This is a genomic window from Plantactinospora sp. CA-294935, assembly GCF_050936445.1.
Taxonomy (GTDB): Bacteria; Actinomycetota; Actinomycetes; order Mycobacteriales; family Micromonosporaceae; genus Plantactinospora.
The window spans coordinates 4,626,828-4,649,045 of sequence record NZ_JBNJMU010000001.1; the positions used below are offsets into that span (position 1 = coordinate 4,626,828).

Below are 22,218 nucleotides of genomic sequence, written 5' to 3' on the forward strand. Positions count from 1 at the left end.
GGTGCCGTGGGACGGAGCAGGCACCCGCTTTGACGGGCACCGATGTGCGTCGATTGAACATGCTTCCCAGTGGCGAGGCACAAAGGAAGCGCGAGCGTAGACGTTGTGTTAGCCAACGCGCACGGTCGGCGGCAGAAGCGGATGGCGTGGTGGAGGACTTCGCTATTGGCTAACCACCGCCGCCTGATACCTGTGCGAGGCGATCGCGCTGCTGGCTGAGGTCGCCGACCACCGCTCGGCAGGTGTGGCGGCCGGTGTACGCGGTCCTCGGCTGGGCTTGCATTCCGCGATCGAGTTACCCGCGACGGGTCAGACGCGAGGCCTCCGGGCGAAGTGCTTGCAAGCAATGGCAACCGAGGTCAGCAGCGTGAGCCCACTGAGGATGATCTGATGCCATGATCCCGTCCACCACAGGGGTGTGCCGCCACTGGCACCGAACAGAGGCCGCCCGGACGGGGTGAGCGGGTACAGCAGGAACAGTGCCGCTCCGGCCGCGGCGATTAACGCGGCGGCGAGGAGGGGGAAGCGCTGGGACGCTGGCGCCAGGGCGGTGTTACGGATTGTCAGCCAGCGAGCCGTCAGCACCGCTACGGCCGCCAAGAACGCGATTAGACCTATCCGGGCATAGGCATGCGTGGCAGAGGCGCCCGCACCGCACGGGGCGATGGCGTCGGAGATGTCGGCCGGCGCCATTGGTCGCTCGACACACGATGGCAGTTGCTCGGGGTGTGTGAACCGCAGCATCGCCACGTCCAGCGCCTTGAACAGGTACGTAGCGGCGAGCAACAGGGCGGCGAGCCCGGCGAGAAGCCAGGCGTCGGAGACCACCGAGGCGACCGCGAGGCCGCGCCGAGCACGGCGCAGGGGGCCGGCGATGTGGTCCGGCGATCCGAACCGGGTGACCGCGTTGCGTTCGGCTTGCTCCGCCGGAACGCCCCGCGCCATCTCGTCGGCGACGGCGTCTCGCAGGTGGTCCTCCACCTCCGAAAGCACTCGCCGGCCAGATGCTCCACTCCCGGCCAGTTGGTCGAACATCTCGTCGAGGTGACGGTCGACCACGCCCACAGCCACCGTCGGGTCCTGGCCGGAAGGTTCCACTCGCTCTCCCTTGGCGGTCACGCCGGCATCTCCTTAACGTCCTGCCCCACGATGGCCTGTACGGCCTGTGCAAACGTGCGCCACTCGCGCCGCTTCGTTGTCAGCGCCGTCACCCCAGAGGGGGTCAGGCGGTATACCCGACGACGCCGAGAAGCACCTGCGTCCCACTCGCTACTCACCAGGCCGTCGCGTTCCAGGCGGTGCAGCGCTGGATAGACCGTGCCTTCCGGAAGATCAAAAGTGCCCTCGGACCGGTCCCGCAATGCAGCGATCAGCGCATAGCCATGTGCTGGTTCGGCCCGACGCAAGGCGCCGAGCAGTAGCAGGTCCAGATGCCCACGCAACTCCATACCTAGATAACCTAGGCATACCCATCCTAGGTGTCAACGTCGGTGCGCCCCGAATTGCCACGGGCGCTGGCATCGACAGTTCCGGGCGTCCACCGGCCCGAGGTCGGAGCTCGGTCACGAAGCGTGGCTGCTTCGGCTGAGGAGCGCCGCGCACGGTCGGCGGCATGTCCGGACGTTCGTGCCACCATCCGGGGCTGGGCGGCTGAGACGGCGCGGAAAGACAAGACTGCACATTCGCCGGCGAGGCTCTTAGGTTCGTCGCATGACTGAACCGCAGGGTGATATGCCGGAGTTGTGGATGCTGAGCGCAACTCAGTTGGCGCACCGAATCAGGACGGGGGAGGTGTCCAGCCGCGAGGTGGTGCAGGCACACCTACGACGGATTGACGAGGTCAATCCCGTCGTGAACGCGCTCACCGTCGTACTCGACAAGCAGGCTCTGGCCGCCGCGGACGCGGTCGACCGGGCATTGCGCTGCGGTGACGAGCCCGGACCGCTGTGCGGCGTGCCCATCACGGTGAAGGAGAACGTCGACGTGGCCGGCTCGGCGACCACCCAGGGCATCGCCGCGCTACGCGATGCCGTCGCGATCCAGGATGCGCCGCACATCGCCGAGCTTCGCGCCGCAGGCGCGATCCCGATCGGCAGGACCAACATGCCGGAGTTCGGGATGAGGTGGCACACCGCCAACGGGCTGCGTGGGGCGACCCGCAACCCCTGGTCTGTCGCACACACCCCGGGTGGCTCCAGCGGGGGCGACGCCGCCGCGGTCATCACCGGTATGGCCCCGCTCGGGCTGGGCAACGACGGCGCGGGCTCGCTGCGGTGGCCGGCGCAGTGCTGCGGCGCGGCGGCGCTGAAACCCTCTCTCGGCCGGGTCGCGCAGAGCGGTGGTCGGCAGCCCACGCCGTTCGCATTCCAACTGCTGGGGGTGCACGGGCCGATCGCGCGCCGCGTCGAGGACCTTCGCCTGGCGTTCACCCACATGCGCGCGTACGACGGAGGCGACCCGTGGCATGCACCGCTACCACTCGACGGACCGCTCGTGTCACCGCCGATCCGGGTGTCCATGGTCGCCACACCAGGCGGGATCAACGTCCACCCAGCGGTGCGGTACGCGCTGCGCCGAGCAGCCGATCTGCTCACCGACGCCGGCTACGTCGTCGAGGAACACGACGCCCCAGCATTGGAACGGGCGGGTGAGATCTACACCCAGATCATGTCGAGCTACGGCCGTGTACACCGGGTGCAACCTCCCGTGGATACGGTCGCCTCCGACGAATTCGCCCGATTCTGGCAAGCCTATGAACCGATCTGGACCAGGGCCGGGGGCGAGCCGGCGTTCGACCCGATGATGGAACGAGCCGCCATCGCCCGCGCCTGGAACGACTGGCTCAGCCGAACACCTCTGGTGCTGGCCCCGATCCGTACCCAGCCGGCGTTCCGGCTCGGCCGCGACCTCGACCCCGCCTGGCTGTCCGACTTTCCCGCCACGATGCGGATGGCCGTGGCCGTCAACCTGCTCGGACTACCCGCCGTCGCGATCCCCACCGGGAAAACCGACGGTCTCCCGCACGCCGTACAGGTCATCGGGCCACGTTTCCGAGAAGACCTCTGCCTTGATGCCGCAGCAGCGATCGAAGCGCGCATCCCTCCCCTCTCGCCGATCGATCCTCACCCCGATCCGGCACCGATCTCCTCGGCGACGTAGCAACATCCGCTCATCGGTATGAGAGTGCTTATTTGCACTTCACTCAATCGAGTGGCGCCCGCCCGTACGGAGGTCAGGGTGCCGGACGGGGAAGCCGGCGACTAAGTCTCCCAGGCCGGTAGCTGGGGCTCGTCGTTGTGCACGATGATGTCGGCGTGATGGGTCGGGCGGACCGTAGCGAAGTAGAACTGTTGGGAAGGGATGTAACGCTCGCGCCAGCGCCGTTCGACTTCGGCCCGAGATAACACCCGGCGCTCTCGGATCACGGCACGATCCACGGTCTTCTCGAGTGCCGTCGACACGAAGATGCGCAGGTCCCACCGATCAATCAGTTCCGGGCGCATGAGGAAGACGCCGTCGAAGACCAGCACGGCGTCGGCGGGGGCAGTCGTGACCGGCGAGGACAGCGCGGTATCCGCGGTGCGGTCGTAGACCGCGTGTTGGAAGCGTCGGTCTCCGCCCGGGCCGAGCGGATCGAGCAGGACCCGGTTCAGCGCGTCGTAGTCGTGGGTGTCGTAGTAGCACCCTTCGGCCGAGTACTCGCCGCGCGGATAGCGCTGTGCCCGGGGGAAGAGGAAATCGTCGATCGTCGCGCGGATGACGTCGCGGCCCTGCTCGCGCAAGACGACGGCCAACTCGTCGGCGAGGGTGGTCTTGCCTGCGGCGGGCGGTCCGTCGATGGCAACCCGCGTCGGGTGTGCGACTGTGACGGACCCGACTGCCTCGGCCAGGCGGCCGAGCATCTCGTCGCGGGTGCCTTGGTTCATGCCCTGCCCCGTCCTATGAGCGTGTTTGAGAAGCGTGTGAGGTGGTGCTCCGATGGTGGCCGCTACTCGGGTGAGCGGCTGCCCTTCCCTGGGGCGGTCCTGACCTGATTCGCCGATACACTCGCTCATGCCGTTCGATCTGCAACCTATACTCCGTGGAGATCTCGTTGGCGTGCGGCCCTTGTGGTCGCCGGACTTTGATGAGCTCTATCAGGTTGCTCGTGACCCGCTGATTTGGGAGCAGCATCCTGTCAGGGATCGACACCGACGTGAGGTCTTCGCGCGGTTCTTCGCGGAGTCCCTGGCTTGTGGTGGTGCTCTGGTGGTCACGTCGACGGCGGGCGACATCATCGGGTCGTCCCGATTTCACGGTTACGATCAGCGACGCAGCGAGGTCGAGATCGGGTGGACGTTCCTCGCCAGGTCGTACTGGGGCGGCCGGGCGAACGGGCAGCTCAAGGCCCTCATGCTGGGGCACGCGTTCCGGTTCGTCGAGCGGGTGGTGTTCCTCGTCGGCCCGGAAAACCGGCGTTCCCAGCGCGCGTTGGAGAGAGTTGGTGCGGTTCGTGTCGGAAGCCGGCCTGACGCGGCGGGCCACGACAGCGTCCTGTTCGAGATGCGGCGCCCAGAGGGCTTTACGAAGTCCGAGTGAATCGTGGGCCGTGCCGGCCAAAGGTCGAGGTGGTGGGTTTATCAGGTACACGTGAACGTGCGACGAAGCCGCCGGCGTATGGGCCTCCGCTGGTGATGCGGCGGGTCATGCCGGCGATGGCGGCCGATCGGATGAGGGCTTCGGAGACAGCAGGGTGGCGTTCGTAGTTCCGGGTCAGCCGTCGGCAGGCGGTGAGCCAGGCCAGGGTGCGGTTCCACGACCCAGCGGCGTGGGTGGACGGCGAAGCCGCGCTGGTCGGCGGGCTTGCGGATGCTCCGCGCGCACCTGCGGAACGACCGACCTGACCAGGTCTTCGAACTCCTGGTCCTTGCCTGGCTTGGCACGGCCTACGGCGGAGACGGCGACCGGGCTGGTCGAGGCCAGCACCTCGGCCGGTACCAAGCCGTCGGCGGCGTTGTCGGTGTTGCCCATGGGATGGATCCTCCTGGTTGGTCCCTCCCCACGACGCTGAGGTGGCTGTGGATGTGCAAGCCGCTGCGCGCAACGTGAGAGGCGCCGTCACGGGCGTGTGTGAACGGGCAGCGACGGGTCGACCGGTCAGGTTCCGGCGGGCAGGCGGGTGCCCTGGGGAATGCTGCCGAACTTGCCGGAGTGGAAGTCGCGGTACGCCTGTTCGATCTCGGCACGGGTGTTCATCACGAAGGGGCCGCTGGCGTACACGGACTCGCCGATGGGCCGGCCGGCGAACAGCATCACCTTGGTCTGCTCGTCGCCGTCACCGGTGGCCAAGGTCAGCGTGGTCGGGTCGCCCGGCCGGGGCACCGGATCGGACCAGGCGATCTGTCCGGCCCGCACGGTCCGCCCGGCGATCGCCAGCCGGCCCGAGATCACGTACGCGAACGCGCGCTGGTCCCCGTCGAGCACCTGCCGGTACTCGGTCCTTGGGTCGAGCGTGATCACCATGCCCAGGATCGGCCAATGGTTGACCGCCGGCCCACGCGCCGCCCCGGTCTCCCCCGAGATCAACTGGACCAGCACGCCGGGCTCGGTGTGTACGGCGTGATTTCCGGCCCGCAGGTCCTGATAGCGGGTGGGCACGAGTTTCCGCTGCGCCGGCAGGTTGACCCACATCTGGATCACATGAGCATGCTCCGAACGAGCAGCGACCTCACGGTGGATGATGCCCCGCCCCGCGGTCATCCACTGCACGTCCCCCGGCCTGAGCACACCGGTGTTGCCCATGCTGTCACCGTGCTCCAGACTCCCCTCCAGGATCAGGGTCACGGTCTCCAACCCGCGGTGCGGATGCCAGTCGAACCCCGGCTTGTTGACCAGTTCCTCACCCATCACCAGGAACGGATCGGTCCAGGCGTGGTTACCTGGCGTAATGATCAGCGCGCTGTGATCGGACATGGGGGTCGGACCGATGTGCACCTTGTCGAGGACCCGGTCCACCCCTCGGCCCACTGGCGCGGTCTGTGCGCTCATGATGCCTTCCTCTCTTCGGTAGAGAAAGCGTCCCGCCGCGAACCCAGGTTGCCAAAGGCCACCGAAGTAACTTACTTTTGAGAAGTGACTACCGCGCCCGACGCTCTCGGCACTCCGATCGACGAGGAAAGCTGCCACCGCCTGCTGCGCGCGATCGACATCATCGGAGTCCGCTGGACCGGACCGATCCTGCTCGCCGCGGCCCGCGGCGCCCGCCGGTTCAAGGAATACCGCGCCATGGTGCCGGGCATTTCGGATCCCCAGCTCACAGTGCGACTCAAGCAGCTACAGTCCCGCGGTCTCATCGAACGCACGGTGATTCCCAGCACACCCGTGCAGATCACGTACGCTCTCACGCCCGGCGCCAAAGAGCTGATCGCCGCACTCGACCCGTTGGCGCACTGGAGCGAGCGACATCTCCCGCACAACGACGCGTGACCCGCGTCGACTCGGCCGGCGGCGCGAGGCGCTGTGCGGAATCCCACCGGCGGCGTGAACCAACTGGACAGGTAGGTCCAGGCGGGGCAGGCGTCCACCGCCCGCGTCCCACCGCCGGCGGTGCTCGGACGGAGCTCGCCGGCCCCGGCACCCCGGTCGGTCAGCGTCGGTCCGGGGCGGTAGCTCAGTCGGTTGGCGCAGGGGGACTCATCACATCCCAAGCCATGGCCCGTGAGCAGGCATCACCACCCCGGCGCGGCCATCTCAGCTTCGCCGCGTGAACAACGCCTGTGTTGGGTGGTCGGTCGTCGCCGTATCTTGATCTTCACGTCCGACCGCTTCGGTGTTCCAGGAAAGCAAGCACGCCGGCCTCGCTGGGCTGCGGCTTCAAGCATCTTGCAAGCATTGTTCAAGCCCCACCGCCGTACCGTGTGAGCGGTACGGCGGTTCTCACCGCCACGACGTAACCGCCGGTCCGTTGGTTTGTGAGGTAGTGCCTTGTCCGTCCCGTCGTTAACTCGTAGCCGGGCTTCGGCCTGGCCGGCTGCTGGGCTGGTGGTCGGGGTAGTCCGGCCGGGCCTGGTGGCCACTGCGGCGCAGGCGCAGCAGGAGCCGCCGGACCAGAAGCGCCCGGCGGTGGGGTGCTAGTCATGCAGCCGGTTGTCTCCGTTGTCATCCCGACTTACAACCGGGCCGACCTGTTGCGGCTGACGCTCGAGAGCCTGGTGGCTCAGACCGCGCCGCGGGATGACTTCGAGGTCATCGTGTCGGATGACGGTTCCGACGATGGCACGGCCGAGTTGGTACGGTCATTCCGGACCCGGCTGCGTCTCAAGTACACCTTCCAGGAGGATCTGGGCTTCCGGGCCGCAGCCGCACGCAATGCCGGTGCGGCCCATGCCGACGCGCCGGTGCTCGCGTTCCTGGACACCGGTGTGCTGGCCGGCCCGGAGCTGGTGCGCACCTACCGCCGCAGCACCGCACCCGGGCGTTGCGTTCTTGGCTACACCCATGGTTCTGCTTCGGAGGCATCGACGCCCGGGCTCGCGCAGGCGCTGCGCACTATGTCCGCGCAAGACGTGCGCGATCGGTACAGCGCGGAGGCGTCGTTCCAGGATGCTCGGGAGACACTGCCGGCCGAAGCTGACGCCGACCTCGGCCGATATGCGCTGCCGTGGACGCGGTTCTGGTCGCTGAACTTCGCCGTGTTCGCGGCGGACTTCTGGTCGGTGGGCGGGTTCGACGAGGAGTTCTGCGGCTGGGGGATGGAAGACCTGGAGTTCGGCTATCGGCTGCATCATCGTGGCACGTCGCTGCGGATGAGCAGGCTAGCGTGGGCGATCGAGACACCGCACGAGCGGAGCAGCGAAGCCAACCGGGCCAGCAACGAGCGCAACATTCGCAGGTTCCTGACCAAGCACCGGGATCCAGTGCTTGAGCTCTACTGGGCTTGGGCGCTCGACGACTACACCTGGTCGCTCGATGACGAGTGGCTCGCCGTGCACGAATGGGCGGATGCGAGCCGAGACCTGTCGGTCGACGAGGAGATCGACTCCGCACTGCGGGACCTCCCGGCCGGGCATGTCGCTGCGATCCTCGGGTGTGGCCGATGGCGGCCGGATCCGGCGCACCCGCATCATGCGTTCGACTTCGACGACTTCTACGTCGATCATCACGCCACAAATAGCGGGTGTCCATCTGGGCATCCCGCTCGGCGAGCGCTCGGAATCAGGACACCGCTACCCGGCGTGTCAGTCGACCGCGTTGTCATCACTTCGCGCCTTCGTGGCCTCTGGAAGGCACACGGACAGCGGATTCTTGGCGAAGCAAACCGGATCGGGTGCTCCGTATGGCATCCCCCTGATTGGGAGACGCCCCCGGGCGTAGGGGTGGGTTAGGAATGTATCCATTCCGAACCTTGGACAACGGAGCCCGGAAGTACATCGAGACCTCGCCGTCCTACACCCGCCGGAGCGGGAGTCGAGCTTGACCGGTGCGGACGTTGCGGTTCTTTCGGATCGACGCTGCACGCCTTCCCCGGTTTCGTGCCCACCGTGTCGTCGCGCTACGGGATGCTGCCCGGCCTCAGCGTCGGTAACGTTACCCGTGATCGTCTCGCACCCTGCGGGTTGGCCTTGGTGGAGTAGCAGGAACCTGGCGTACCTGCTGGATCAGCCGACCGCGGCGGAGAGGGCGTTGTCGTCGTCGGCGCGGACGACGGCAGCGGGCGGGGGTCCAGGGCGTTCCCCCGCTGGTGCGGCTGCGGTGCACCTACAGTGAACCTTTTTCAACCTGAACCGCGCGGCGCTCACACACCGCGTCCGACCTCGCGCTCCGAGGGACCGCAAGGGGAGGTTGAAAAAGGTTCAGTGCGGGTGGCGGGGCGGTGGTGCGCCGGACGACGAGGGTGGGGGAGAGCCTGACCTGTGCGGCGGGCCGACGCCGGTCGGCGATTCGTGGTGGCAGAGCCAGCTCAAGGGCAGCGGCGCGCTGGTCGCCGACGCCGAGGCCGGCGCGACCCACGCCTTCGCCAGAATCGTCGCCACCGGACGCCTCGAAAGACCGGCGGAGGTACCACCGGTCGGCACGCCGTCCGCCGTCGATGAGTCCGGTGCACGCCGTCCCTGACGGCGACCGTTTGGTAGCGCAAGTAACAATGGTTTGGTAACGCCTTGAAGACATCGTCGTTACGCAATACAGTGGTATCACTGCTACCGCGAGGTGAGGGGGCATCACCCGATGTCCGTGCAGGTGCGTTCCTACTTTATCGAGCACGCCGTCACCGCCGTCGGCGCGGATGCCTTGCCCAGTCGGATGGCACTGAACTACCTGCACCGCCACGGGGACGTGCCGCCCCGGTTCATCACCCGGCGCGGCCAAGCCGAGGCGTACGAGGACGCCTACCGGCCGGCCGACCGCGACACGGTGCTGGCCACGGTCGGTCGAGCGGACCCCGATTTCCCGCATGCTGCCGCTTCGGGTGTGACCGCGGGGAGTGGGTGCTAGTGGCGGCGGGTGCGGTGGATGGCCGCCTGCGGGTCGAAGGGCTCGGACCGGTCAGGGCGTTCGTCGATGGCGACGAGATCGACCTCGGCCCGCCCAAGCAGCGTGCCGTTTTCGTCGTGCTGGCCCTGTGCGCCGGCGCGACCGTGTCTCGGGGACAGCTCGTCGACCGGGTCTGGGGCGAGTCGGTGCCCGCCACGGCCGCGGGGAGTGCGCACACCTACCTTTCCGGGCTCCGCCGCGCCCTCGGGCCGGTGCAGGACCGGTTGGTCAGCGGCCCGGCCGGTTACTCCCTGCTGCTCGAGCGGGAGATGTTCGACGTCACCGTGGCCGAGGATCTGGCCGGGCGGGCGCGGGCCAGCGGCACGCTGGCGGGGTACGAGCGTGCGCTTGCGCCGTGGACGGGCGGGGTTCCCTTCGCCGGGGTGCCGGGGCCATTCGTCGCGCAGGCCCGTGTCCGGCTGGACGAGCTGCGGTTGCGGCTGCTGATCGAGTACGCCGAACGGGCCCGTCCCGGCATGCTTCCCGAGGTGATCGGCCGGCTGCTCGTCGAGGTTCCGGCCCATCCGTTCGACGAGCGGCTCTGCGGTGTGCTGATGACCGCGCTGCACCGCACCGGCCGCACCGCCGAGGCACTGGCCCAGTACGAGGACTTGCGCCGCAGGCTCGCCGTTGACCTGGGTATCAGCCCGTCACAGGCCACCCAGGCCAGCTATGCCGAGATCCTGGCCGACGACCATCACCGGAGCGTTTGGCCGCCCGGTGGGACGATTCGGCCGGCCCAGCTCCCGCACGACAATGATGCTTTCGTCGGACGGACCGCCGAGTTGCTCACCCTGATGCGAAGTTCGGCCGGCAGGCCGTCGCCGCGACGGCGGATCGTCATGATCGTGGGGGTCGGCGGGATCGGGAAGACCGCGCTCGCCGTGCGCGGCGGGCACATGCTGCGCGACAGTTATCCTGACGGGCAGGTCTACATCAATCTCCGCGGGTTCGATCCGTCGCATCCCGCACCGACTCCTGAGGCCGCCCTGCACCGGCTGCTGACCTCCATCGGTGCCCGGCACGCCCCAGACGGGCACGAGGAGCGGGTCGCGCTGTGGCGCAGCATGCTGGCCGACAAACGCATGCTGCTGGTCCTCGACAACGCCGCATCCGTCGACCAGGTCGAGGACCTGCTGCCCGGCGGTGACACCTGCTTCGTCATTGTGACCAGCCGCGACCGGCTCTCGGGACTGGCCGTCCGGCACGCCGCCCGCCGGATCTCGCTCGGTGCGCTGAGCGAGAAGGAGTCATTGAGCCTACTCGACACGTTGATCGGGGAGGACCGGGTACGGGCGGAGCCGGAGTCCGCCCGCCTGATCACGGCGTTGTGCGACCGGTCACCGTTGGCTCTGCAGATCGCGGCCGAGCAGGTCGTGTCGACCGTGGGCGCCGGTATCGGAGATCTCGTCGCGAAGTTGGAGAACGTCCGGCACCGGCTGGACACGCTGCAACTGGCCGATGACGCGTTCTGCTCCGTGCGCGCTGTGCTGTCCTGGTCGTTCGCGGCGCTCGGCGAGGACGCGGCCCGGGCGTTCCGGCTCCTGGGGATCTTCCCCGGGCCGAACCTGACCCGGCACACCGCGGCGGCGCTGTTCGGTCTCGGCCTCCAGCAGGCGTCGGCCCTGCTGAACAAGCTGTACGCGGTGTCCCTGCTGGAACGCAACGACGACCGGTTCACGATGCACGCCCTCGTCCGGGCGTACGCCGCGGAGCTTGCCGGTGAGCTTGCGCCCGACGAACGGCTCGACGCCCTGGCACGGGTCCTCTCCCGGTATCGCATCACGCTCTCCAAGACGACCGGCGACGGCGCGCTCTCCAGGACCGGCGACGGCCCCGCCATGTCGATCGAACCGCCGGGACAGCGAATCCCTCCGATCCTCTTCGCCGACCTGTGAATGCCCACGCTGGAGAGGTCATGGACTCGACGAACGACGGCTAGGCACCCGGGTACGCTGCCAGATCAGCACCGCCTCGACCCTGCTGCGGGCGCCGAGCTTGGTGAAGATGCGGTTCACGTGGTTCTTCACGGTCTTCTGCTGGACCCGGAGCAGGGCGGCGATATCGGCGTTGCGCATACCCTGGCTGATCGAGTCCATGACCTCAGCCTCGCGCGGCGACAGCGGTCGGCACGCTGCTCCGGTCCTGCCAGCCAGGTTGCCGGCCGTGGGGCCCAGCCGGCCAGCCGGGATCAGCACCAGCCGGTAGCGGGCGGTGGCCGGATCCCGGTGCCGGGTCTGCGGGCTGACCGGTCGGTTGACGGCCTTGCCGCGGGTGCCCGCGCCGGCTGCGGCGCCGGCGACCGGGGTGACCACCACGTCGACCGCGGGCAGGCCGTCGATCTGTACCTCCAAGCCTTTGCTGGCGAACTCGTGGCGGATGTGGGCGAGGATCTCCGGGCTGGAGATCGCGATGCGCACCCGGTTGCCGGGCTCGCCCGGTGTGCCAGGAACCGTGGTCATGCCGGCCAGTCTGGTGCGGTCCGCTTCACGAATGCTTCATACGGCTTTACGTGCGAAGACGTACGGGCTCCGCCAGTAGTCCCGTGTCGACGGTGCCGTCCATGCCCACGGTGAACCGCCAGGTCGCGTCGTCGGCACCGACGGCCACCACCGACCAGCGCCGCGCCGGCTCGCTGAGCAGCCGGTCGACCTGGTAGAGGTCGCGTCCCAGGGGCCGGTCGGCGAAGAACAGGATCCCGCCCTCCGGCTCGTCCAGCACGGGCGCCGCCTCCGCCAGTCGGGACACGTTCCACCCGGCGAAGTCGGGGTCGTGCGGGAAGCGCACCCGGATCACCCGGGCCCCGGCCGCCCAGGGACTGATGGCGAGCCGGCGTGACCAGGACCGGGCCAGGCTCCGGGCGAGCCCAAGATCGCCCTCGATGCTGGTGAGGCCGTTCGGCTGAGCGAGGTTGAGCAGCAGCCGGCCGCCGTCGATCACACCGGCCGAGACCAGCAGCGGATACGGCTCCGGAATCCGGTCGTCCACCGCCGCGGTTCGCAACCAGTGCAGGGACGACAGCCAGGTACGGCCGCACTGCGCCACGGTCCAGCCGGGCGGTGCCGCCTCGTCCGGGGTGGCCAGGCGCAACACCACGGACTCCGGGCCCAGGACCACGGCGCCAACGGCGGGTACGGGCCGGTGCCGCTGGGCGCATCCGGTGGCGAGGACGCGTACCGCATGGTCGACGGTCCAGGCGCCGGACCGTTCGTAACTCATCGTCCACTCCTCGAAACGTTCGGCTCACCGGAGAGTCAATCGTCAGTGGCCCGGTGCCGGCTGTCAACAATGGTCTTGGGCCTAGGGGCCCACAATCGTGTACTCCGACTGGACCGCGATCGCAGGCTTTTCTATATTGATCCGCGTTGCTTATCGCCGGGCCGGCCATATAGCGCGGCTCGCACCATTCGAAGGGACGACCCGATGGCGAACCTCAACATCACCTACGCGGAGATGTCGGACAGCGCGACCCGGATGCGCAACAACAAGGACGAGATCGACGCTCGGCTGAACGAGTGCAAGTCCATCGTGAACAACCTGACCACTTCCGGCTTCGTCACCGACCAGGCGTCCGGCAGATTCGACGAGGTCCACACCGAGTTCGTCACTTCGGCGACCGAGGTGATGGAGAGCCTCACCCTGCTCTCCGAGTGGCTCGACAAGGCGGTTGAGGCGCTGCGCACCATGGACACCGAGCTCGCCGGCTCGCTGAACAAATAACAGAATCGCCGGCTCGCTGAATTAGCAACAAAGGGGTACGCCGTGCGCATGCTGATCACCCTCGCGTCGCCGCAGGCGTGGTCGGCCGACGTGGTCGTGGACGCCGATCCCGCCACCCCGGTGCGGGACATCGTCAAGAACCTGCTGGACAGTCTCGATCCGTCGTACGCCGCGCACGGCCCGTTCCCGGGCCTGGTCTACCTCGACGACCGGCCGCTCGAACTCGACCTGCCGCTGTCCACCAGTGGCGTGTACGACGGCTCGGTGTTGTGGGTCGGCGGCCCCGGTCCGGCCCCGTACACCACCGGCGGTCTTGTCACCATCCGAGCCGTGACGGGTGCCGGTGCCGGGCGGATCTGGTCGCTCGGTCCGGGCGAGCACCGGATCGGCTCGGCCCCGCACTGTGCCGTCCGGCTGGCCGACGACGTGCCGGAGGTGGCCGCCGTCGCCCGGGTTACCTTCGACGCCGAGGTCCACGTCCGGGCTGTCAGCGGCGGCCTGCTGCTGGACCGGGAGGACCTGGCCGCCGGTGAGGTCGGCTGGCGGGAGACCGCACAGTTGACCGCCGGCGGCACCGCCCTGGAGGCGCACCCGGTTCTCTGCCCGGACGCGGTGATCGAGCCCTCGCCGGAGAGCGAGTACCTCGACTACAACCGTCCGCCGCGGTTGCTGCCGCCGATCCGGCGCGACAAGTTCAAGCTGCCGGCCGAGCCGAAGCCGGGGACGCCGAACGCCCTGCCGTGGCTGGCCGCCGCGCTGCCGGCCGCGTTCGGCGGCGTCATGGCCCTGGTGCTGCGCAACCCGATCTACCTGATGTTCGCGGCGATGTCGCCGATCATGGTGATCGCCAACTGGTTGACCTCGCGCCGCCAGGGCAACCGCAGCCACCGTAGCCAGATCGCCGAACATCGGGCGCGCGTCGCCGCGATCGAGGCCGACATCGCCGAGACGATCGTCCTGGAGCGCCACGATCGCCGGGTCGCCACTCCCGATCCGGCCGAACTGCTGATCGTGGCCACCGGGCCGCGGGCGCGGTTGTGGGAGCGCCGCCGCACCGATCCGGACCACCTCGTGGTCCGGATCGGCATCGCCGACCTGCCCAGCATGATCACCGTCGAGGCGGCAGACCTGGACCGACGTACCGAACCTCGCTACCTGACCGACGTACCGGTCGCCTTCTCCATCGTGCGGGCCGGTGTCGTCGGTGTCGCGGGGCGCGGCGAGTGGCCGCGCCGGCTGGCGCGCTGGATGGCCGGGCAGTTGGCGGTCGCACAGAGCCCCCGTGACGTGCAGCTCTACCTGCTCACCGATCCGGACGGCGGTGCGCTGTGGGAATGGGCCGCCTGGCTGCCGCACACCCGTCCGCTGCTGGGGCAGCAGACCCTGACACTGCTCGGCACGGACGCCGAGACGATCGCCCGCCGGATCGCCGAGCTGATCGAGCTGATCGAAGCCCGGCGGCAGGCCCGCCTGAACGCCGGGTCCGGCGTGCTGACCAGCGACCCCGACGTGGTCGTCGTGCTGGACGGTGCCCGGCGGCTACGCGCCCTGCCCGGCGTGGTCTCCATCCTGTTGGGCGGCCCCGCCGTCGGCGTCTACTTCATTTGCGTGGACAGCGACGAGCGCACCCTTCCGGAGGAGTGCACGACCGTGGTCGTCGGCGGCGACGGCCTGCCCACGACGCTGCGGCAGCAGCGGGCCGCGACGATCGAGGGCATCCGGGTCGACGAAGTGATCGACGACTGGTTCCCGCTCACGGGACGGCGCCTCGCCCCGGTCCGCGACGTCAGCGACACCTACGGCGATGCGGCGCTGCCGGCCTCCGCACGCCTGCTCGAGGTGCTGGGCATGGAGAACCCGTCGGTGGCCGCGGTCAACGCCCGGTGGACCGCCTCCCCCCGTAGCACGCGGGCGTTGGTCGGCTACAGCCTGGACGGCCCGTTCGCGCTCGACCTGGTCCAGCACGGTCCGCACGGCCTGGTCGCGGGTACGACCGGTTCCGGCAAGTCGGAGTTCCTGCAGACGGTGGTGGCGTCGCTCGCCGTGGTGAACCGACCCGACGCGATGAACTTCGTCCTCGTCGACTACAAGGGCGGCGCCGCGTTCAAGGACTGCGTTGACCTTCCGCATACCGTCGGCATGGTCACCGATCTCGACGCTCACCTGGTCGAGCGGGCCCTCGCCTCGCTCGGCGCGGAGCTGACGCACCGGGAGCACCTGCTTGCCGCGGTCGGTGCCAAGGACCTCGAGGACTACGTCGACTACTCCACCCGGCGCCCGGTGCCGGAGCCGATTCCGCGGCTGCTGATCGTCATCGACGAGTTCGCCTCGATGGCCCGGGAACTGCCGGACTTCGTCACCGGACTGGTCAACATCGCCCAGCGCGGCCGGTCGCTCGGCATTCACCTGATCCTGGCCACCCAGCGCCCGAACGGTGTGGTGTCCGCGGAGATCCGCGCCAACACCAACCTGCGGGTGGCGCTGCGGGTGACCGACGCCGGGGAGAGCGCCGACGTGATCGACGCCCGGGAGGCGGCGAGCATCTCCGCTACGAACCCGGGGCGCGCGTACGCCCGGCTCGGGCACAGCTCGCTCATCCCGTTCCAGTCCGGTCGGATCGGTGGCCGCCGACCGCAGCAGAACCGGCCCGATGCCGTGGTCGCGCCGTTCCTGCACCCGGTGGGCTGGCTGGACCTGGGCCGGCCGGTGCCGCAGCGGCCCCGGGGCGCGGTCGAGAGCGACGAGGCCACCGACCTGTCGGTGCTGGTGTCGACGATCCGGCAGGCGAACGACATGCTCGGCGTGCCCGCCCAGCGCCGTCCCTGGCTGCCGCCGCTGCCGACGGTGTCGGTGGTGGACCTGCCCGTCGAGCCGCTCCGTGACGACCGGGGCGAGCCGTCGTTCGCCTGGGCGGTGCAGGACCTACCGAAGACGCAGCAGCAGGTGCCGATGACGATCGACCTGTCCACGTTCGGCCACCTGCACATCGTCGGTGCTCCCCGATCGGGCCGGTCGCAGGCCCTGCGCACGATCGCCACCGCGGCTGCCTTCGCCACGAGCGTGGCCGACCTGCACCTGTACGGGCTGGACTGCGGCAACGGCGCGCTGCTGCCGATCACCCGGTTCCCGCACTGCGGGGCGGTCGTGCAGCGTACCGATGTGGAACGGGCCGGCCGCCTGCTGCGCCGCCTGCACGAGGAGGTGCAGCGCCGCCAGAAGGTGTTCGGCGAGGGTGGGTTCGCCGACCTGACCGAGCAACGCGCGGCCGGTCCCGCTACCGAGCGGCTGCCGCACATCCTGCTGCTGCTCGACCGCTGGGAGGGTTTCATGGGAACCCTCAGCGAGCACGACGGCGGAGCGCTGACCGATATCGTGCACACCCTGCTGCGGGAGGGCGCCAGCGCGGGCGTCCACCTGATCGTGGCGGGTGACCACAGCCTGCTGAGCGGCCGGATGGCCTCGCTCTGCGAGGAGAAGCTGGTGCTGCGGCTCTCCGACCGCAGCGACGCCACGCTGGCCGGGCTCAACCCGCGGAAGATCCCGGAGAACATGCCGCCCGGTCGTGGCTACCGTGCGATCAGTGCTGTCGAGGTGCAGGTCGCCCTGGTGGGCGCGGACCCGAGTGGTCCGGCGCAGGTCGCCGCGATGCACGCGCTGGCGGCCCGGCTGACCGAACGCGAGGCGGCCGTCCAGAAGGCGCTGCGCCCCGGCAGGATCGCCGTCATGCCGACCGAGCTGACCTTTGACCAGGCCTGGGAATCCGTCGACGAGCCACGGCCGGGCTGGGCGCTGATCGGCGTCGGTGGCGACGAGTTGGCGACGTTCGGCATCGATCTGCTCAACGAGCAGCCGACCTTCCTGGTCGCCGGTCCGTCCCGCTCCGGTCGCAGCACCGCGCTCGCGGTGATGGCGGAGTCGCTGCTGCGCGGCGGGACGGAACTGGTCATCGGCGCCCCGCTGCGATCGCCGCTGCGGAATCTGGCCGGGCGGACCGGGGTACGCGGGATCATCACCGACGCCAACCCGGAGGCGGAGGTTTTCGCCGCCCTCGTGGATCCGGGTGACGGACCGGTGGCCCTGCTGATCGACGATGCCGAGGGGTGGCGTGACTTCCGCGCCCGGGACTGGATGCGCGAACTGATCCGGCAGGCTTCCGGGACCCGGCGTGCCGTGATCATCGCTGGCGAGGTCTCCTCGGTGGCGATGGGCTTCTCCGGCTGGCAGGTGGAGGTGAAGAAGAACCGGTGTGGCGCGCTGCTCTCCCCGCCGACCGTGGGTGCCGGAGACCTGGTCGGTGCCCGGCTGTCCCGGGCCGCCGTAGCCGAGAAGGTCGTGCCCGGGGTTGCCCGGGTGCACCTGGGCGACGGCACCTTGCAGACCGTTCAGATACCTCTGCTGGAGCCGGTGGGGGTCGGCGGATGAACACGACGACAGTGGAAGCGGTGATGTGATGAAGGGCATCGTGGGCAAGGACATCGTGGTCAAGGACCTGGACGCGCTGGCCGGGGACCTCAACGAGCTGATCAGCCAGTTCGAGGGCGCGCTGGACTTCCAGGACGAGTTCAAGGGCCAGTGGGGCCAGCTCAACGCGAATCTGTCGATGGGTGACTTCGCCGACAACTGGACGGGCAGCCGCAACAAGATGGTCGAGGCGATGAAGAAGTTCCGTGAATCGGTGGAGGGCGCTGACCAGGGGTGGGCCGAGGCGGAGCAGAAGATGACGGCCAGCCTCGAGGAGGGGAAGTGAGCGACGGCCGCCTCCAGACTCTCAAGGCTGCCGACCTCACCGAGATCGAGGCCGCACGGAAGCGCTATCAGCACATCTCCACCACCATCGACGACGCGGTGACCAACCTTCAGAAGATCATGTACGCCGGCGAGGAAGGCCTCCGGGGAGAGTGGGTCGGGCCGCTCAAGAAGGACGCGGAGTCGATCAGGAACAGCCTGAGGAAGGCCGCGGTGCGCTACCGCGACGTCGCCATCGAGATCGAGAAGTACGAGAAGCCCCTGCAGCATGCGATGGACGAGGTCGCGGCTGCCACCGGAGAGGAGGAGGAGGGGAACGCCCAGCTGACCAGGGCGAACGCGATGCCGGACCCGCAGAAGGGTCCGGACGGCACGATCCCGCCGGAGGAGCAGCAGAAGGACGACGACAAGAAGCGCGCGCAGGACGAGGCGAACTCGCGGATCACCGCGGCGAAGAACCGGCTGACCGGCGCCCTGGACGACCTGGACCGGGCCGGCAAGTCCTTCGGCGACGCGGTGAACTGCGACAAGTACGACGACGGGCTGACCGACAAAATCAACTGGCGGGTCATGGTCGCCTTCCAGTGGATCAGCAGGGTCCTCGGGGGCATCGCCATGTTTCTGGCCGCTGTGGCCTTCGCCGTTCCCGCAGCCATTTCTGTCGTCATAGCCGGCGCCGTTGTGACTACCGGCCTTCTGATAGCCGATGTCGTGCTATTGGCGGGTGGTGAGGGCAGTGTGCTCAGCGTCGTTCTCGACGCCCTCGGGCTCGGGTTCGCCGGTCTCAGCCTGGCCGCCGGCCAGATCACCAAACTGATCAGTACCTTGAGCTGGATATACAAAGGACTACCGTCGTTTTTCTCGTCGGCGTTCAAGTTCGCGGGGTGGGCATTCAACGAGGAAGGCGCCGTGATTCCATTGATCGAAATCGGCGCGCCTTCCGTGGGAATCGTACCCAAGCCCGGTTTCTTCGAGGTCGCGAAGAATTGGCTGACCGGCCTGTTCGGCTCGGCTACCTGGCGAAAGTGGCTGGCCGACCTCGGTCTGGGCGCCTGGAAAAACGTGGGCTTCCTGAACAGCCTGCCCAGTCTCAGCGGCCTCATCTCGAAAGGTCTCGGATTCGTGTTGACAGGCTGGGGCACGCTGAACCAACTGTTCAACCTCATCGCGAGCCTGATCATCGCGGGCATGCTGGCAACCAAGCACGAGTCGCTCAAGGGCGCGTGATGAGACCACAGCTCGGCGAACGGTCGACGACGAGCGCTGGTCCGGCCACGCCCTTCGAGGTGTCCTGGCTCTGGGACTGGGTGCCGGCCACCGGCAGCGACGTCGCGGAGCGGACCGCCTGGACCGAGTACGTGGCAAGCCAGCTGGACAGTTGGGTGGGCGAGAAGGTGGCTGCCGCCCGGGCCGCCTGGCCCGCCGACGCCGTGGAGGAGTTCCCGTTCACCGTCGGCGAGATGGGGTCGGCGGTGGCGCGCGATCTGCTGGAGCGCGCCGACGACCTGCCCCGGAACTGCCGCCTGATCTGGGGCGCGGGGTTCCTCGGCGACGAGGCACGCTGGCTTCCGCTCGTCGTTCTGGCCGAGTTCCGCCGGCCACGCGGCGAGGACCCGGCCTACCTGATGGCCATGGTCGGCGCGGAGGGCTTCGACAACGACATACGGGAACCGAACGTCGACTACGTGACCACCGACCATGGCGACGGCATCCGGGTGCTCGCGCTGGCCCGTTCCGTGGGCGATGCGTTGCACGGCCGGGTCAACGCGGCGCTGCGCCTGGAGGGGCGGTCCGCTCCCGGGACGCAGGCGGGGGACGTCGACGTCTTGCTGACAACGCAGGTCACCTCCATGGACCAACTGGCGGTGATCGGCCCCGGGGTGGAAGCGGTGATGCACATGATCGCCGCCCAGTTCGCCGCCCAGCCGGAGGACGGCGTGCCGCCACTGCGGTTCGTACTGGAGACCGGGCAGGACCCCTCGTGATCGATTTCGAGCTCATCGTCCCCGAGGGCTGGGTGCAGATACCCACCACGCCCGGGTTCAGCCGGGTCCGGGAACGGACCATCAACGCGATCGTCCGGCACGCCCTGCCCGACACGCTGCCGCGGGACAAGGCCGGACCGTGGCGGCGCATGCTGCGCAAGGAGCTCACCGAGGCGACCGACGAGGCCGAGCGACACGGTGCTCGGGCGGTGGTGCTGCCGGTGCAGGAGATGCACGGCATGCGGCTGCCCGGCACGCTCGTGCTCTCCGTGATCGAGGACGCCGCCCCGCCGCAGGATCCGAAGCTGGTGCTGGACTCGGTCCTCGCCGACGCCGGCTCCGACGGGATGACGCTGGAGATCGGCGCCTGCCCGGCCGCCCGGATCCGCCAGATCGTCGACAGCAGCCCCATCAAACGCAAGGCGCCGGCGGTACGGGTCAACTACCTCGTGGCGGCCCCCGACGCGCCGGGTGTCTGGGGGGTCCTGACCTTTACCGTGCTGACCGACGGTGACGTCGACGCCGATCCGGTGCAGGCCATCGTCCTGCTGTTCGACATGGTCGTCGGCACCCTGCGCTGGGTCGATCATGCCGAAGTCCCCACCGAGGACGAGCTGCTCGGGCAGCTGTCCGGCAACTGACGGAAGGAACGAAGTCAACAGTGGTCCGCTTACCGAGACTGAGCCGTCCGGTGGCTTCGGGCGTCGTCCTGGCGCTTGCCGTCCTGACCGGCGCCGGCGGCTTCGCGGCACGGCAGGCGGCGAGCGCCGCCGAACCCCTGGCGGGCGCCTCGCTCTCCGCGCAGGACGTGCGGATTCTCGTCAGCGCAGGGTTCTCATGCGTCGCGCTCACCCCGGCCCGGCTGGCTGGGCAGGTGATGGTCGCCTCGAACTTCGGCAGCCGGCCGGTTGCCGAGATGCGCGAGCGCGGTGCGACGGGGACTGCCGCGCTGACTCCTGAGCAGTGGGAGCAGAACGTGCCGTGGACCGGTGCTCGGCCCACCGATCGCGAGGCCGCCATCACGGCTCTCGCGCGCCTCACGTGTCGGCTCGTCGGGCAGTCCCGGGCCGTGAATATCAAGGAGGACCCCTGGCGGGTCGCGTTGGCGGCGTACCGGGTCGGCCTGGAGCAGGTGATCGCGGCCGGGGGCATCCCCGGTGACGCCAAGGACTATGTGGACACCGTAGAGCGGTACGCCAGGTGGTACGCCCTGCAGCCGGCGCTCGGCGGCGGGTCGGCAACACCGGCAGCCACGTCCGGCGGCTCGGTGGCTTCCGTGCCCGACGCGTACGTGAACGCGGTCGTCGCCGCCGGAAGGATCTGCCCCGAGATGCCGCCCGCCCGCATCGCGGCACAGATCACGGTGACCACCGGCTTCGATCCGAACCGGCTGGGTTCGGCCGGTGAGCAGGGCATCGCGCATTTTCTGCCGAACGTCTGGGCGGCCAACGTGCAGTCGTCCGCGAACAGGTCCCCGTGGAATCCGTCAGTGGCGATCCCGGCGCTCGGCCGCACGATGTGCAAGCTGATCAAGCAGGCCGGCGGCCAGTACGCCCCGGCGCTGGCCGCCTTCGCCCGCGGCGACGAGACGGCCGCGGTCGGCACGCTGGCCGAGGCGGTGACCAAGGCGGAGGCCCAGTACGCCAAGGACAGCCGGCTGCAGGCGCCCAGGACGGTGCCCGCCCCGTCGAAGCCGGAAGAGACGAAGGCAACTGCAAAGCCGACACGACCGGCCCGCGACAACCAGCCGGCGGTCAAGGCGGCCGGCGCAACAGGTCGCAGCTACGGGCCGTACTTCATCCGCAATCTCGTCACGGAGAAATGTGTCGACCTGCCCGGTCTCGGCGAGGGCAGGCGGGACGGGCCGGTGAACCAGTTCACCTGCAACAGGACCGGCGACGACAACCAGGAGTGGACGTTCGAGCCGCGGGCCGTCGACGGCGAGGGCTACCAGCTCTACTGGATCCGCAACGCGGACGACGGGTTCTGCGTCGACCCGCCCGGCCTTGAGACGGTGCAGCCGGCAACCACGCTCAACGAGACGGGCTGCTCCGACCGGGACAACCAGTACTTCCGGCTGGAGCCGAAGAAGACTTCGGGCGGGCTCGCTTACTACTGGCTGCGCAACACGGCCGCCGACATGTGCCTCGACGTGCTCGGCGTGGGCAGCGGCGGCGACGCTGCCCGGCTGACTCTCTTCCCCTGCCACTCGAACGACGACCACGAGTGGGCCCTCGTCGAGAAGTCCGAGTGGTGA

The 22,218-nt window shown here is 69.1% G+C and carries 21 protein-coding genes; 14 read left to right on the forward strand and 7 right to left on the reverse strand.

What is annotated here, in order from left to right; genetic code table 11:
- Nucleotides 1-309: 309 nt before the first annotated feature.
- Together ACQEVC_RS20620 and ACQEVC_RS20625 are read right to left on the reverse strand one after the other, a co-directional pair.
- Nucleotides 310-1,119: a permease prefix domain 1-containing protein gene (locus ACQEVC_RS20620; RefSeq protein WP_432879931.1), complete on the reverse strand. Its 810-nt coding sequence runs from the start codon at nt 1,117-1,119 to the stop codon at nt 310-312.
- Entirely contained in the window at nt 1,116-1,448 is a 333-nt protein-coding gene (locus ACQEVC_RS20625) for a PadR family transcriptional regulator (protein WP_432879934.1), read from the reverse strand. Before ACQEVC_RS20625 ends, ACQEVC_RS20620 begins: the two co-directional genes overlap by 4 nt.
- A gap of 283 nt (nt 1,449-1,731) precedes the next feature.
- Here ACQEVC_RS20625 and ACQEVC_RS20630 point away from each other — a divergent pair, with 283 nt between their 5' ends.
- Complete coding sequence (locus ACQEVC_RS20630; protein WP_432891585.1) at nt 1,732-3,159, forward strand: amidase; 1,428 nt, start codon at nt 1,732-1,734, stop codon at nt 3,157-3,159.
- A gap of 101 nt (nt 3,160-3,260) precedes the next feature.
- On the opposite strand, the gene ACQEVC_RS20635 is transcribed toward ACQEVC_RS20630, so the two are convergent.
- Nucleotides 3,261-3,926 carry a cytidylate kinase family protein gene (locus ACQEVC_RS20635; protein WP_432879937.1) on the reverse strand — a complete coding sequence of 222 codons (666 nt, stop codon included), beginning with the start codon at nt 3,924-3,926 and terminating at the stop codon, nt 3,261-3,263.
- Between the two features lie 127 nt (nt 3,927-4,053).
- Between ACQEVC_RS20635 and ACQEVC_RS20640 the strand changes: the two genes are divergently transcribed.
- Nucleotides 4,054-4,578, forward strand: coding sequence for a GNAT family N-acetyltransferase (locus ACQEVC_RS20640; RefSeq protein WP_432879939.1), 525 nt, complete (start codon nt 4,054-4,056; stop codon nt 4,576-4,578).
- 174 nt (nt 4,579-4,752) lie between these two features.
- On the opposite strand, the gene ACQEVC_RS20645 is transcribed toward ACQEVC_RS20640, so the two are convergent.
- Together ACQEVC_RS20645 and ACQEVC_RS20650 are read right to left on the reverse strand one after the other, a co-directional pair.
- The gene (locus tag ACQEVC_RS20645) at nt 4,753-5,010 is read right to left on the reverse strand and encodes a hypothetical protein (RefSeq protein WP_432879942.1); all 258 of its coding nucleotides are present in this window, start codon (nt 5,008-5,010) and stop codon (nt 4,753-4,755) included.
- Nucleotides 5,011-5,136: 126 nt separating this feature from the next.
- Nucleotides 5,137-6,027, reverse strand: a complete 891-nt coding sequence (locus ACQEVC_RS20650) for a pirin family protein (protein ID WP_432879945.1) — start codon at nt 6,025-6,027, stop codon at nt 5,137-5,139.
- A gap of 84 nt (nt 6,028-6,111) precedes the next feature.
- Between ACQEVC_RS20650 and ACQEVC_RS20655 the strand changes: the two genes are divergently transcribed.
- From ACQEVC_RS20655 to ACQEVC_RS20675, 5 genes are all read left to right on the forward strand, one after another.
- A complete protein-coding gene (locus tag ACQEVC_RS20655) occupies nt 6,112-6,465 on the forward strand; it encodes a winged helix-turn-helix transcriptional regulator (protein ID WP_432879947.1) in 354 nt (117 codons plus the stop codon).
- A 650-nt stretch (nt 6,466-7,115) separates the two neighbouring features.
- Nucleotides 7,116-8,363, forward strand: a complete 1,248-nt coding sequence (locus ACQEVC_RS20660) for a glycosyltransferase (RefSeq protein ID WP_432879949.1) — start codon at nt 7,116-7,118, stop codon at nt 8,361-8,363.
- A 457-nt stretch (nt 8,364-8,820) separates the two neighbouring features.
- Nucleotides 8,821-9,093: a hypothetical protein gene (locus ACQEVC_RS20665; RefSeq protein ID WP_432879952.1), complete on the forward strand. Its 273-nt coding sequence runs from the start codon at nt 8,821-8,823 to the stop codon at nt 9,091-9,093.
- 111 nt (nt 9,094-9,204) lie between these two features.
- Nucleotides 9,205-9,471 carry a hypothetical protein gene (locus ACQEVC_RS20670; protein WP_432879955.1) on the forward strand — a complete coding sequence of 89 codons (267 nt, stop codon included), beginning with the start codon at nt 9,205-9,207 and terminating at the stop codon, nt 9,469-9,471.
- Nucleotides 9,472-9,485: 14 nt separating this feature from the next.
- The gene (locus ACQEVC_RS20675) at nt 9,486-11,408 is read left to right on the forward strand and encodes a BTAD domain-containing putative transcriptional regulator (RefSeq protein ID WP_432879957.1); all 1,923 of its coding nucleotides are present in this window, start codon (nt 9,486-9,488) and stop codon (nt 11,406-11,408) included.
- 18 nt (nt 11,409-11,426) lie between these two features.
- On the opposite strand, the gene ACQEVC_RS20680 is transcribed toward ACQEVC_RS20675, so the two are convergent.
- Together ACQEVC_RS20680 and ACQEVC_RS20685 are read right to left on the reverse strand one after the other, a co-directional pair.
- Nucleotides 11,427-11,972 (reverse strand): response regulator transcription factor, encoded by a 546-nt coding sequence (locus tag ACQEVC_RS20680; RefSeq protein WP_432879959.1) that lies wholly within the window; start codon nt 11,970-11,972, stop codon nt 11,427-11,429.
- A 46-nt stretch (nt 11,973-12,018) separates the two neighbouring features.
- Nucleotides 12,019-12,729, reverse strand: a complete 711-nt coding sequence (locus tag ACQEVC_RS20685) for a hypothetical protein (RefSeq protein ID WP_432879962.1) — start codon at nt 12,727-12,729, stop codon at nt 12,019-12,021.
- A 204-nt stretch (nt 12,730-12,933) separates the two neighbouring features.
- On the opposite strand from ACQEVC_RS20685, the gene ACQEVC_RS20690 reads away from it, so the two are divergent.
- The 7 genes from ACQEVC_RS20690 to ACQEVC_RS20720 are packed head-to-tail and all read left to right on the forward strand — an operon-like array spanning nt 12,934 to nt 22,218.
- Complete coding sequence (locus ACQEVC_RS20690) at nt 12,934-13,230, forward strand: WXG100 family type VII secretion target (protein ID WP_318394547.1); 297 nt, start codon at nt 12,934-12,936, stop codon at nt 13,228-13,230.
- A 48-nt stretch (nt 13,231-13,278) separates the two neighbouring features.
- Nucleotides 13,279-17,652, forward strand: coding sequence for an FtsK/SpoIIIE domain-containing protein (locus tag ACQEVC_RS20695; protein WP_432879975.1), 4,374 nt, complete (start codon nt 13,279-13,281; stop codon nt 17,650-17,652).
- A gap of 28 nt (nt 17,653-17,680) precedes the next feature.
- Nucleotides 17,681-17,977: a hypothetical protein gene (locus tag ACQEVC_RS20700; protein WP_432879978.1), complete on the forward strand. Its 297-nt coding sequence runs from the start codon at nt 17,681-17,683 to the stop codon at nt 17,975-17,977.
- Nucleotides 17,974-19,203, forward strand: a complete 1,230-nt coding sequence (locus tag ACQEVC_RS20705; RefSeq protein ID WP_432879981.1) for a hypothetical protein — start codon at nt 17,974-17,976, stop codon at nt 19,201-19,203. Before ACQEVC_RS20700 ends, ACQEVC_RS20705 begins: the two co-directional genes overlap by 4 nt.
- Nucleotides 19,203-19,961 carry a hypothetical protein gene (locus tag ACQEVC_RS20710; RefSeq protein ID WP_432879984.1) on the forward strand — a complete coding sequence of 253 codons (759 nt, stop codon included), beginning with the start codon at nt 19,203-19,205 and terminating at the stop codon, nt 19,959-19,961. Before ACQEVC_RS20705 ends, ACQEVC_RS20710 begins: the two co-directional genes overlap by 1 nt.
- On the forward strand, nt 19,958-20,602 hold the full coding sequence (locus ACQEVC_RS20715; RefSeq protein ID WP_432879987.1) for a hypothetical protein: 645 nt from the start codon (nt 19,958-19,960) through the stop codon (nt 20,600-20,602). Before ACQEVC_RS20710 ends, ACQEVC_RS20715 begins: the two co-directional genes overlap by 4 nt.
- A gap of 50 nt (nt 20,603-20,652) precedes the next feature.
- Nucleotides 20,653-22,218, forward strand: coding sequence for an RICIN domain-containing protein (locus ACQEVC_RS20720; RefSeq protein ID WP_432879990.1), 1,566 nt, complete (start codon nt 20,653-20,655; stop codon nt 22,216-22,218).